General features: G+C 72.9%; 10 protein-coding genes and 1 pseudogene. 5 read left to right on the top strand and 6 right to left on the bottom strand.

The features are described from left to right. The first annotated feature begins 353 nt into the window (after nucleotides 1-353). The 5 genes from ACZ4M8_RS23030 (at nucleotide 354) to ACZ4M8_RS23010 (ending at nucleotide 7,636) form a co-directional block, all read left to right on the top strand. On the top strand, nucleotides 354-1,511 hold the full coding sequence (locus ACZ4M8_RS23030; protein WP_467610176.1) for a hypothetical protein: 1,158 nt from the start codon (nucleotides 354-356) through the stop codon (nucleotides 1,509-1,511). A gap of 586 nt (nucleotides 1,512-2,097) precedes the next feature. Continuing rightward, nucleotides 2,098-3,639: a beta-ketoacyl [acyl carrier protein] synthase domain-containing protein gene (locus ACZ4M8_RS23025; protein ID WP_467610174.1), complete on the top strand. Its 1,542-nt coding sequence runs from the start codon at nucleotides 2,098-2,100 to the stop codon at nucleotides 3,637-3,639. Nucleotides 3,640-4,116: 477 nt separating this feature from the next. Continuing rightward, the gene (gene ccrA / locus ACZ4M8_RS23020) at nucleotides 4,117-5,463 is read left to right on the top strand and encodes a crotonyl-CoA carboxylase/reductase (protein ID WP_467610173.1); all 1,347 of its coding nucleotides are present in this window, start codon (nucleotides 4,117-4,119) and stop codon (nucleotides 5,461-5,463) included. 65 nt (nucleotides 5,464-5,528) lie between these two features. After that, the gene (locus ACZ4M8_RS23015; RefSeq protein WP_467610171.1) at nucleotides 5,529-6,413 is read left to right on the top strand and encodes a 3-hydroxybutyryl-CoA dehydrogenase; all 885 of its coding nucleotides are present in this window, start codon (nucleotides 5,529-5,531) and stop codon (nucleotides 6,411-6,413) included. A 449-nt stretch (nucleotides 6,414-6,862) separates the two neighbouring features. Next, nucleotides 6,863-7,636 (top strand): AfsR/SARP family transcriptional regulator, encoded by a 774-nt coding sequence (locus tag ACZ4M8_RS23010; RefSeq protein WP_467610170.1) that lies wholly within the window; start codon nucleotides 6,863-6,865, stop codon nucleotides 7,634-7,636. A 109-nt stretch (nucleotides 7,637-7,745) separates the two neighbouring features. Here ACZ4M8_RS23010 and ACZ4M8_RS23005 read toward each other — a convergent pair. From ACZ4M8_RS23005 to ACZ4M8_RS22980, 6 genes and pseudogenes are all read right to left on the bottom strand, one after another. Then, nucleotides 7,746-7,964 (bottom strand): annotated as a pseudogene (locus tag ACZ4M8_RS23005) (response regulator transcription factor); the annotation flags it as partial. A 164-nt stretch (nucleotides 7,965-8,128) separates the two neighbouring features. Beyond that, entirely contained in the window at nucleotides 8,129-8,908 is a 780-nt protein-coding gene (locus ACZ4M8_RS23000) for a thioesterase II family protein (RefSeq protein WP_467610168.1), read from the bottom strand. 62 nt (nucleotides 8,909-8,970) lie between these two features. Further along, nucleotides 8,971-9,492 (bottom strand): (2E)-enoyl-ACP glycyltransferase, encoded by a 522-nt coding sequence (gene scoD / locus ACZ4M8_RS22995; protein WP_467610167.1) that lies wholly within the window; start codon nucleotides 9,490-9,492, stop codon nucleotides 8,971-8,973. Continuing rightward, nucleotides 9,489-10,373 (bottom strand): (3R)-3-[(carboxymethyl)amino]fatty acid oxygenase/decarboxylase, encoded by an 885-nt coding sequence (scoE, locus tag ACZ4M8_RS22990; protein WP_467610164.1) that lies wholly within the window; start codon nucleotides 10,371-10,373, stop codon nucleotides 9,489-9,491. The genes scoD and scoE overlap by 4 nt, the downstream gene beginning before the upstream one ends. A 33-nt stretch (nucleotides 10,374-10,406) precedes the next feature. Continuing rightward, nucleotides 10,407-10,667, bottom strand: a complete 261-nt coding sequence (locus tag ACZ4M8_RS22985; RefSeq protein ID WP_467610162.1) for an acyl carrier protein — start codon at nucleotides 10,665-10,667, stop codon at nucleotides 10,407-10,409. A 23-nt stretch (nucleotides 10,668-10,690) separates the two neighbouring features. After that, nucleotides 10,691-11,722 (bottom strand): beta-ketoacyl-ACP synthase III, encoded by a 1,032-nt coding sequence (locus ACZ4M8_RS22980; RefSeq protein ID WP_467610159.1) that lies wholly within the window; start codon nucleotides 11,720-11,722, stop codon nucleotides 10,691-10,693. Between the last annotated feature and the right edge of the window lie 540 nt (nucleotides 11,723-12,262).

Below are 12,262 nucleotides of genomic sequence, written 5' to 3'. Positions count from 1 at the left end.
CCCAGCCACCGGCCGCGAGCGGCGGGGACGTTCGCGGTGGGGGCGGTGTCCCCGTGCGGGCGGGATCCGTACCGTTCGCCGGGCGGGTCCGGATATGATCCTCCGCAAGTCGGACGTTGTCGGCGCCCCAGTGCGGCGCTCCCCTCGGTATGCGGCGCGGAGGGGCGGGCGTCCCGGCACCGCGGACCACGCGGCCGGACAGCGGCGCTTCGTGACCCGCCCGCCCGGTGAACGGTTCCCTTCCCGGGGAGCCGCACACCCCTTCCCGGGCCGCGCCCCGCAGCGGGCGGCCGCCCGGCCGTACCGTCCCACACCCACCCACAGCACCAGCAGAAGAGGAGATGATGGCGCCCATGGAGCCGGAAGAGTCCCGTAAGGGGGGCGGCGCACGGCGGAGTTCGGCCGATGTGCCGTCGGTGGACGGCGAAGCCACCGCCGTCGAAGCGGCTGCGGCACAGGCGTCCGCCGCGCCGTCGTCCGGGGTGGTCGGTGCGACCGAGCACCTCGACTCCGGGGACATCGCCTCCGCCCTGCGTGGCACCCCGGACACCACACCGCGCGGTGCCGCGGAGGGGAAGGCGGCCGCGGCGGCGGACACCGGGAAGGCGGCGGCCGCCAAGGGCGCGCCGGCGGCGGCCGCTTCGTCCTCCGCTTCAGCTTCCGCTGCGTCCTCCGGGGCCACCGCCGCCTCCGCGGACTCCGACACCTCGACGGGGCTGGTGGCCCCGGGCGGCCGGCTGTCGAAGCCGATGGTGGCCGCCGCGGGTATCGCGGGGGTGCTGCTGCTGTGCTCGCCGTTCCTCATCTCGCAGTTGACGTCCGGTGGGGGGCACGAGAAGGCGGCGCCGCCCGCCGCGTCCGACTACGACGGGCAGGGGCGCGGCGCCGGGGTGGTGCCCGGTGCCGAGCAGCCGCAGGGGCAGCAGGCGCCCGACGGCGGGGCGGCGTCGGGCGGTTCCGGTGACGGCGGGCAGGGCGGGGCCCCGGCGGGTGGCGCCACCTACACCGCGATGGCCGGGCCGGGCTGCACCGACAAGTCCACCGGGTACAAGGAGCACGGCACCTACGCCGACGGTGACGCGGGCTGGACGACGCACAAGAGCGGCGGCTGGACGAAGGACGGCTGCAACGGCTCCTTCGTCTCCGTCCCGATGGCGGGCGACAAGGGCGACGACGGCAACTACGTGCTGTGGACCTTCGCCACGGACGCGGTGAAGTCCGGTAGTTGCCAGGTCCGTGTCCAGGTGCCGAAGGACGACGACATCAAGCACGTCGGCGGCCACCCCACCCGGTACTCCGTGTTCGGGGCGGCGTCCGCGACGGGCAAGGCGCTCGGCGACTTCACGGTCGACCAGACCAAGAAGCGCGGGGACTGGGCCGACGGCGGCACCTACCCGATCAGCGGCGGTCACCTCACCGTCAAACTCCACACCCAGGGCATCGACTTCGGCACCGGGTTCGAGGGCGCGCACCACGCCGCGTCCGCCGTCGCCGTGAAGTGCACCGCCTGACCCGCGCCCGCAGGCCCAGACCACTGTCCCCGTCGCCCCGTGCAGGGCGGCGGGGACAGCTGTTCGAGGGGCCCGGCGCCATGCCCGTCCAGGCCCGGTGGCATGCGTCGTACCCGGAGCACACTTCGGGGGATACGCCCCCTGTGGACAGACGATTAATAGGGGGCGATAGGGGTTGGGGTGCGCTGCGCGGGGCGTACGCCGGTTGGAGAATGGAGGCATCGACCGGGGCCGCGCGGTGGCCGGCGGCCGGGGCGGACGGGGCGCAGGCCCGCGTCCCGTCCGGCACCGCGGGACCGGGAAGCGGAAATTCTGCCCGGAGACCGGGGGCGGGACGCTTTTGGTGTCACAGGGCGTACGGACGTGACGGAGGCGGTGAACCGTCTTCGTCCGGCGCCGCTTCCGCACCACGCGGAAGGTGACCGGAGCGGGCCGGCCGCGGTCATGACCACCGGGTCGGGCGGGCCGGGGCGTGAGACGTCCCGGTACACGGACACACATGGCGTGCCGGCACAAGCGGAGTGGCGGCGGTGCGGCTGCCGGGTATCCGGCCGGCCGCGGCGCGCGGCGTGCGAGAGGACATGAGATGGGTATCGCTTCCGAGGCGGACACGGGCGCGGGGCGGATCGCGCCGGCAGAGAACGACGCCATCGCGGTGGTCGGACTGTCCTGCCGGTTCCCAGGGGCGGACGGCCCCGACGCCTTCTGGCGGCTGGTCCAGGACGGCCCGGTGCCGTCGGACGCGCCGGGAGACGTGCGGGTGCGCGACGGGGCCGGCGGCGCGGCGCGCTGGTTCGGCCCGGAGGCGTTCGGGCTCTCCGTCGAGGACACCGCGCTTCCCGATCCGTGCCGGCGGCTCGCCGTCGACCTCGCCCGCGAGGCCCTGGAGAGCGCCGGGATCCTCCCCGAGGGGCTGGCGGGAAGCGGTACGGGCGTCTTCATCGGCGCGGGTGAGCAGGGTGCCGGACGCCCGGCGGACGGTGCGGGCAGCGGCACCCTCGCGGGCCGGCTCTCGGCCGCCCTCGGCCTGCGCGGCCCGAGCCTGGTGCTGGACACCGGCCGCTCCTCGGCGCTGACCGCCGTCCACCTCGCCTGCCTGGCGCTGCGCGGCGGTGAGTGCGACGAAGCTCTGGCCGGCGGGGTGTCCGTGCCCGGTGACGCCGCCGGGACGGTGCGCGCCGACGGCGCTCTCCTCGTCCTCAAGACGCTGCGCCGGGCACTCGCCGACGGTGACCGGGTGCACTGCCTGATCCGCGGCGGCGCGGTCAGCCACGACGGAGGCGCGACGGCCGGGCCGCGCGCCGCCGAGGAGGAAGCGGCGCGCCGGGCCTGCGTCCACGCCCGCGTCGACCCCGCCGCGGTCCGGTTCGTCGAACTGGCCACCACCGCGGGCCCGGTGCGGACCGCGGTGGCCGCCGGTACGGGGAGTCGCCCGGTGCGGGAGCCGCTGCCCGCGGGCACCGGTTCCGGTGCCGGCCGTCCGGAGGGCGCCGCCGCCGCGCTCGTGAAGACGGTGCTGTACCTGCGTGCCTCGGAGGGGGCGGGCCGCCTCCGGGCGTCGCAGCGGCGGGGGAGCGAGCCGGTGCTGACCGGTGTCGGCGCGTACGGTGACGGCGCCGCCTGCCATCTGGTGCTGTCCGACGGGGCGGTGCGCCGCCCGGCAGCCGCCGGGGGCCCGGCCTGCGAGTCCCGGTCGGGCAACCACGGCGTCCCGCGGCCCGGCAGCGGTCCGGCCGTGGACCCGGCGGACGCCGCCGCGGCGATGCGGGCCCGCGCCGCGCGGATGAGTGTGCGGCTCGCGACCCGTCCCGGCTTCCGGCCCGTGGACATCGCGGACGCCCTGACCGCCCCCGCGGCCCGGCCCGCCGCCCGGCAGCCCCTGCCGCCGGCCGCGCCCGCCGAGCCCGCGGGCCCGCTGCCGCAGGAGGCCCCGGTCGCGGCGTCGGACCCGGCACCGGTCGCGGCGGAACCCGCGGCCGTCTCCCGCCCGCAGGAGGAGCCCCCGGTCGACCTGGCCGCCGGGCTGGACGACGAGCAGGTGCTGGAGATACTCGGCGAACTGCCCCTCCAGCGGCTGCGCGAGGCCGGTCTCCTCTCCCGCCTGCTGGAGCTGGCCGGCCACCGCTGAGACGACGGTCATCACCGCGTCGGCTTTCCGCCGATGCGTGCGGCGCTCGTGCCGCCTCGCCTGTTCACCACGCCGCGTCGGGTTCGCCCGGCGCGGCGTGCTGTCGTTTCCGGAGGCGGAGCGCCCCGGCCCCGCGGCGGCTCCCGGATCTTCCGCGCCCCGGCGGCCGCCCCCTGTCACGGACATTCTGGGGTCCGCACGCGAGGGAATTCCCGCGCACATGTACGGGTGTGAAGTGTCGGCCCCTTCTTCTGCGCGGGCCGGACTGTAGGGGGGCATAGGGGCTTGAGGCTTCCGCTCGGCCCTGCTTAATGTGCCTGTTCGACAGGGCCCCTGTCGGGCCGTGTGCGCCCGGCGAGGAATGCAGGGCCCGCTGCCGCATCCGACGGTGAATTCGACAGCCGCATTTCTGGGATCTTCGGACCGTGCGGCCGGTACGTCGGAATGCGCATCACTTCACGGGAGAAAGGGAAATCCATGGATTCCTTGTCCGCCGCGCTGCTCGAGGGAGCCACGCCGGAAGAGATCGAACGTCATGAGCTGCCGGATACCTACCTCGCCGCCCACCTCCGGGCGGAGGATGTCGGGATGTTCGGCGGCGCGGCGGACAAGGACGTCCGGAAATCCCTGCGGGTGGGCCAGGTGCCGATGCCGGAGATCGCGCCGGACGAGGTCGTGGTCGCCGTCATGGCCAGCTCCATCAACTACAACACCGTGTGGTCGGCGATGTTCGAGCCGCTGCCGACCTTCAACTTCCTGAAGAAGTTCGCCCGGGAAGGGGGCTTCGCCGCCCGCCACGACCGGCCGTACCAGGTCATCGGCTCCGACGCCGCCGGAGTGGTCGTCAAAACCGGTGCGGGGGTGCGGCGTTGGCGCGCCGGCGACCATGTGGTCGTCAGCTGCGTGCAGGTGGACGACCAGGAGCCCGCCACCCACAACGACGGCATGCTCGGCGCCGGTCAGCGGGCCTGGGGCTTCGAGACCAACTTCGGCGGCCTCGCCCACTACGCCGTCGTCCGCGCCAGTCAACTCCTCGACAAACCCGCACATCTGACGTGGGAAGAGGCGGCGAGCATCAACCTGACCGCGGTGACCAGCTACCGCATGCTGGTCAGCGACAAGGGGGCCCGGATCAAGCAGGGCGACATCGTGCTCATCTGGGGCGCGACCGGCGGGCTCGGCTCCTTCGCCGTGCAGATGGTGAAGAACGCCGGCGGTATCCCCATCGGCGTGGTCGGCTCCGACCGCAAGGCCGGGATGTTGCGGAAACTGGGCTGCGACGTGGTCATCGACCGCCGGGAGATCGGCATCGGCGACGAGGCCCCGACACCGGAGGAGACCCTCGAACGCGGCAAACGCCTGGGCCGGGCCATCCGGGCGGCCGTCGGCGAGGACCCGCACGTCGTCTTCGACTACGTCGGCCGTGCCACCTTCGGCATCTCGGTGTTCGTGGTCCGCCGCGGCGGCACCGTGATCACCTGCGGCTCCAGCACGGGCTACCAGCACTCCTACGACAACCGCTATCTGTGGATGAACCTCAAGCGGATCCTCGGCAGCCACGCCGCCAACCTCCAGGAGCAGTGGGAGTGCAACCGGCTGTTCCGGCTGGGCCTCCTGACGCCCGTCCTGTCGGCGGTCCACCCCCTGACCGATGTTGGCGAGGCGGCGCGATCGGTGCAGCTCAACGCACATGTCGGCAAGGTCGGCGTGCTCTGCATGGCCCCGGAGGAAGGGCTGGGCGTCACCGATCCGGAGCTGCGCGCCCGTATCGGACCGCAGCGCCTCAACCCCCTGCGGGAGCTGTCCGGCGGGGCCGCCGCCTGACCGGGCCCATGCCACCTTCCCGCCCGTCCGGGCACTCCACACCCACCGAAGAAACGAGGAGCGACATGCCGGACAACCCCTGTACGCCGACCGCACCGGTTCACCGCGTCGGCATCGTCGGCAGCGGCACCATGGGCTCGGGCATCGCCGAACTCTGCGCCCGGACCGGACTGGACGTGACCGTCGCCGTCTCCGGACCGGCAGCCGTGGACCGCGGCCGCGACCGCCTCACCGCCCTCCTCGACCGGCAGGTGGCGAAGGCGCGGCTCACCGGGGCCGAACGGGACGACGCGCTGGCGCGCACCGTCTTCACCGCCGGGCTGGGCGACCTCGCCGACCGGCAGTTCGTCATCGAGGCGGTGCCCGAGGACGAGGCGTTGAAGACGGAGGTGTTCCGCACCCTGGACGCCGTGGTCACCGACCCGGACGCGGTGCTCGCCACCAACACCTCCTCGCTGTCGATCGCCCGCCTGGCCGCCGCGACCCGCCGCCCCGAACGCGTCATCGGCACCCACTTCTTCACCCCGGTCGCCGCGATGCCCCTCGTCGAACTGGTCGGCTCCCTCCGCACCGCCCCCGCCACCCGCGCGCGGGCCGAACACGTCGTCCGTGACCTTCTCGGCAAGCGGGTCATCGCCGTGCCCGACCGGGCCGGATTTCTGGTCAACTCCCTGCTCGTGCCGTACCTGCTGGCCGCCGTGCGGATGGTCGAGAGCCGGGTCGCCACCGCGGAGGCCATCGACCAGGGCATGACCGGGGGGTGTGCGCACCCCATGGGCCCGCTCCGGCTCGTGGACCTGATCGGCCTCGACGTGGTCGCTTCGACGGCGTCGGCGATGTACGACGAGTTCAAGGAGGCGTTGTACGCGCCGCCCGCCCTTCTGCTGCGGATGGTCGAGAGCGGACTGCTCGGCAAGAAGGCCGGCCGCGGCTTCTACACCTACGGCTGACCTCGCGGGGCGTCGCCCGCCTTCCGCGCCGCGCCCCGTGAACCCGGGCCCGGAGTAAGGTACTTGGATTTCTCCGGGCGGAACGTCGACGCGGCTCCGGTACACCGCGCCGGAATTTCCGCACAACAACCCCTGTTCATCGAGGGTCCCTTAAGGGGGGTGCGCGGAGAGAGTGGGGTTCACGCCGAGGACGACGCACCGATACATTGACAGCACGCTCCGGCGGCGCCGCGGTGCACGGAGCGAGAAGGGGGCACGGCCGGGACGTCCGATGCGACGGAAGACCCGAGGACCCCACCACATTTCCCGTGAAAAATCCCGGACCGGATTCCGGGACATCAACCTCCGTGTGCCGGAGCAGTGCAGACGGCGGCGACCGAGGGAATTCCGCGCCACGGTCGCCGGGATACGGGAATGGCGGACTGAATTTGCAGAGCGAGGAGCCATTCGTGCGGTACGAGATTCTGGGTTCGCTTCGGGTGACCGATGACCGGTCCGTCGTGGCGGTCAGCGCACCGAAGATGCAGATCCTGTTGGCGGCGCTGCTCATCAGGGCCAACCGCGTCGTCTCCCGGGACGAGCTGAGCAACGAGATCTGGGGGAGTGCCCCGCCCCGCCGCGCCACCGCCTCCCTCCACGTCCACGTCTCGCAGCTGCGCAAGCTCCTCACCCGCCCCGGACGGCCCGACAACCCGATCGTGACCACGGCACCCGGCTACGTACTGCGGCTCGCCCCCGGCGAGTTGGACCTGCACCGTTTCCAGTCCCTGCTGCGGGACGGCCGCCGCGCCGCCCGTGCGGGCACCCACGAACGGGCCGTGGAGCTGCTCGGCGCCGCGCTGACGCTGCACCGCGGCACGGTGCTGGACGGCGCCGCCGCGGGGCCGATCGCCGGCGGATGCGCGAGATGGGTGGCGGAGGCGCGCATCGAATGCGCCGAACTCTTCGTGGCGTCCGGCATCGCCCTGGGCCGGTACCAGGAGATGACGGGTGCCCTGCGCGCACTGCTCGCCGAGCACCCGCTGCACGAGGTGTTCTACCGGCAGCTGATCCTGTGCATGTCCCGCTCGGGCCGGCGCGCCGAGGCGCTGCGGACCTACCAGTGCGCCCGCGACACACTCCGCCGGGAGCTGGGGCTCGAACCCTCCCGGGAACTGCGGGAGTTGCAGCGCACGATCCTGCTCGCCGACGGCGCCGTGCGGGACATGCAGCTGGCGGGCTGAGACACCTGCCGCGACGCCGGAACGGAGCAGGGCGACAAGGAAGAGCCGGGCGGGGCGGCGGGCGGTCCGGCCGCCCCGCCGGTGTGCCCGCACCACCCCGCCCGGCGGCTCAATCGGTCCGCTCCCGGCCCGCAAGCACGAGACCGCACTCGTACGCGAAGATCACCGCTTGGACGCGGTCGCGCAGCTGGAGTTTGGCGAGCATCCGCCCGATGTGGGTCTTGACGGTCGCGGCCGACACCACCAGGTGTTCGGCGATCTCCGCGTTGGACAGGCCCTGCGTCACCAGGAGGAGGACCTCGCGCTCGCGGGAGGTGAGCTTTTCGAGGCCGCTCGCGTCCTGCGGCATCCATCCGTACCGATGCGGCCGCAGCCGGCTGATCACCGTTGTTCTCCTTGGTCGTCGGCCATCGCGGACGAGCATGCCGAAGGCCGGGGAACGGCAGGCACCCCCAGTTGGAGGGGCGCACGGTGAGCCCCCCCGACCGGGGGTCAGGCCCGTACCGCCGGTCCGGTCAGCGCCCCGGTGATCTCCGTGGCCACCGCGGCGGCGCGCGCGTCGAGGTAGAAGTGGCCGCCGGGATGGACCGAGACGTCGAACGGGCCGGTGGTGTGGGCGCGCCAGGCACCGGCCTCGGACACCGCGAGGGCCGGGTCGGCGTCGGCGCAGAGCACCGTCAGCGGACAGCCGACCGTCGCGCCGGGGCCGCTGAGGTACGTCTCGATCGCCCGGTAGTCGGCGCGGACCACCGGCAGGACCATGGCGCGCAGCTCCGGATCGTCCAGCACTCCGGGGGCGATGCCGCCCAGCCGTTCCATCTCCGCGACGAGCCCGTCGTCGTCCCGCAGCCGGATGTCACCTCGGGACGGCACCGACGGCGCCCGCCGCGCGGACGCGAACAGCCGTACCGGTCCGGTACCCGCCGCCTCGCACCGCCGGGCCACCTCGAAGGCGACCACGGCGCCCATGCTGTGCCCGAAGAAGGCGAACGGCGTCGTCAGATGGGTCCGCAGCGCCTCGAACGCGGCGTCGGCGAGCGCGGTGATCTCTGTGAACAGCGGTTCACGGCGCCGTTCCTGACGCCCGGGGTACTGCACCGCCCAGACCTCGACGCGGGGCGCCAGGTGCCGGGAGAGCGTCACGTACGAGCCGGCGGAGCCGCCGGCGTGCGGGAAGCACACCAGGGGGATGCCGCCCCGGACGGTGCCGAACCGGCGGATCCAGGGGGTGTCCCGGGCGGGGGCGGTCCGGGGGGATTCGGGGGGCTGCAACGGGATCCTTCCGGGAGGGGCGGCCGCCCGGCGGTGCGGTGACGCCGGGCGGCCGCGGAGGTTCAGGGCAGGCCGGTGAGGGCGAGGGTGGCGGCGCCGTCGCACCGGCCGCCCTGATCGTCGTGGTAGCGGTGGGTCGTCTCGCCGATGAGCAGCGGGGCGCCGCCGCGGGGCGTGCGCCGGGTCATGCGCTCCAGGACGAACTCCCCGTGGAAGGCGCGCGGGTCGACCGGGCGGGGGAAGCGGCTGTCGAACCGGACGATGAGGATGTCGGGAAGCTGCCGCTGCCAGTAGTCCGCCATCGTCCACTCCGCGAGCTGCGGCAGCAGCTTCTCGCGCACCGCGACCGCGAGCGCGTAATACATCATCTGGTTGTAGCAGATGTTGACCTCGACGGAGTTCAGGTGCCCGGTGTCGTCGATGTAGCAGGACTCCGGGATCGCGAACGTGCAGCGGGCCGTCAGGCGGTCGCCGTCCGCCGTGACATCCGCCGAGGTCAGGTACTTGCAGTGGGCCTTGTAGGGGCGCAGTACCCGGGCCAGCAGCTCCGGATCGCAGGGGTGGGACGTCCCGGGTGTGCTCATGCGCTCTTCTCGTACAGCGGGTGGGCGTCGTGCACGGTGACGCGGTGCGAGACGGTCGGCTCGGGCGTGGTGGTGTGGCGGGCGCGGTGGATGAGGCTGCGGTTGTCCCAGATGAGCAGGTCGCCCTTCTCGAACTCCTGGAGGTGGACGGCCTCGTGCGCCTTCGCGTCGTCGAGCTGCCCGGTCACATCGAAGAGCCGCTTGAGGAGTTCGTCGTCGAGCGGGTTGCCGTCGGCGTCCTCCAGGCCCATGGTGAAGCCTTCGCTGAGGTAGAGGACGGTCTCGCCGGTGATCGGGTGGGTGAAGGTGGTGGGATGCAGCACCGCCGGGGTCTTGCGCTCCACCTCCTCGATGATCTCGGAGATCGGGCGGTAGACGTCCGACGGGCGGATCTTGAAGTACTTGCGGACGCTGTGCCGCCCGTTGGTGCCCGCCACCGCCTCCTTCAGCTCCTCGGGCAGCCGGCGGTACGCCGCGCCCATGTCGAGGAAGTACGTGCCGCGGTTCTGCTCCGGGACGACCTGCGGGTGGATCAGGGTGATGCCGAACGGGTCCGGCATGAACTGGTAGTCGGCGTGCCAGAACTTGCCGGTCTTGGGCACGCCGATCTGCTTGCCGTTCTCCGGGACGTTCGACGAGACGAAGATGTCGGGGTTGTCGGGGTGGTGGTACATCGGCTCGTAGTACGCCTCGGGGCGGCCGAACCGGGAGCCGAGGTCGTGGAAGGACCGCGGGGACAGGTGCTGGCCCTTCAGTACGACGATCTTGTGCTCGTACACGGCGGACAGGACGCGCGCGACGTCCGCCTCGGAGGCGGTGGTGTGGTCGAAGCCCTCGACAGTGACGCCGAGCTGCTTTCCGGCCTGCGGGGTGATCTGCATGGGCGGTTCTCCTGAGAGGGGTGGACGGGGCGGTCAGGCGGCCCGGGAGGCGAGCTTGGTGTCGATCAGCCGCGCGGTCTGCGCCAGCGTCAGGTCCTCGGTCAGTTCGTCGTGGCCCAGCTCGACACCGAGCGAGCGCTCGATGCGCAGCGACAGTTCGACGAGGGTCAGCGAGTCGACGCCGAGGTCCAGGTAGGTGGCCTCCGGGGTCAGCCGCTCGGCCGGGGCGTCGTGGTTGTCCAGGACGACGGCGACGAGGCGCTGAAGTGTGGTGTCGTTCCGGGTGTCGGTCATCGGGGGTCCTTTCCGCCGGTGCTTCACCGGCCGGTTCCAGGGCTGAGGTCGGGCCAGCGCAGTGCGCACGAGCCCCAGGTGAGGCCACCGCCGAAGCCGGTGAGCAGCACCCGGTCGCCCGGTGCGAGGGCGCCGGTGGTGTGGGCGTGCCCGAGGGCGAGCGGGATGGAGGCGGCGCCGGTGTTGCCGACGTCGACGAGGTGCCGGACACAGCGGTCGCGGGCGATGCCGGTGGCGTCCGCCACGGAGTGCAGGATCCGCAGGTTCGCCTGGTGGGCGACGAGGTGGTCGACGTCCTCCGGCCGCCATCCGGCCGCCGCGAGGGTGGCCTGTGACGACGCCGTCATACGCAGGACGGCGTGCCGGTAGACCTCTCTGCCGCGCATCGCGAAGTGCCGGTCGGCGCGCGGGGTGTGCTCCGTGTCGGGGGTGCGGGAGCCGCCCGCCGCGATGATGATGGCGTCCTCCGCGCCGCCGTCGCTGCCGAGGTCGAAGTGGCCGATCGCGCCCGGCTCGGCGGAGGTCCCGGCGCGCAGGACGACGGCTCCGGCGCCGTCGCCGAAGATGATGGCGTTGGTGCGGTCCGCCGGGTCGACGATGGACGAGTAGACGTCCGCCCCGATGAGCAGGACCCGTTCGGAGACGCCCGAGGCGATCAGTCCGGCGGCGGTGGCGAGTCCGTAGACGAAGCCGGTGCAGACCGCCGAGACGTCGAAGGCGGCGGCGCCCGTCAGCCCGAGGCGGGCGGCCACCAGAGGGGCGGTGGCCGGGAGGCGGCGGTCGGGGGTGGCCGTCGCGACCAGGACGGTGTCCGCCGGGTCGCCGCCCGCCGCGCGCAGTGCCTGCCGTCCGGCCTCGACGGCCAGGTCGGAGGTGGCCTCGCCGGGGGCCGCGGCGCGGCGGTTGCGGATGCCGGTGCGGGTGGTGATCCACTCGTCGGTGGTCTCCAGCCGCGCGGAGAGTTCCGCGTTGCTGACGATCCGGTCGGGCAGCCGGCCGCCGACACCGCACAGCACCGCGGCGCGTCCGGCCGGTCCGGGAGGTATTCCGCTCATGTTCACGACCAGCCTCTGGTAAAGAGAGGAAACGGGCGGATAATTCATCGAGGAAATTTCCGTACCCTGTGTGGGAGAGGTGTTCTCAGGAAAAGGTGACGGGGGGTTTCCTGTCAATCTGCAGGCGTCTTTCTGAAGCGATTCTAAAGTCGCTCTAAAGGCGCCGGACGGGCCACCGGACGAGGGGGATGCTGCTGCCGATTCGTGAGCAAGAAGGCTCTGAGCTGGTGAAATGTGGGTGCGGATGGAGGTGAGGGGCGTTCGCGCGGTACCCCGCGGCGCCGATTCCCCTCCTGGTGCACCGCCGGGGCGGTTGCGGGTGTGACGGTCTGCGGCGTATGAAATGACCTGCTGCCCGGAGCGCCGCGGTGTGAAATCCCTCCGGGTGCCATCGACGCTTTTCAGCTGCCCGTGTGATACCGGCACGCGGTACCGCGCGGATTATTGGAGGCGCGTTTTCCATGGAATCGAATTCGGCACCCTTCCGGCCCGCCGCCGACCTCCCCGCGGGGGAGCGGCGCGGGCTGCTGCTCGGCATGG

It is taken from the genome of Streptomyces sp. NPDC027185 (assembly GCF_055567035.1).
Note: the sequence above shows the minus strand (reverse complement) of the source record. Positions and strands in the feature narration are given on the sequence as shown.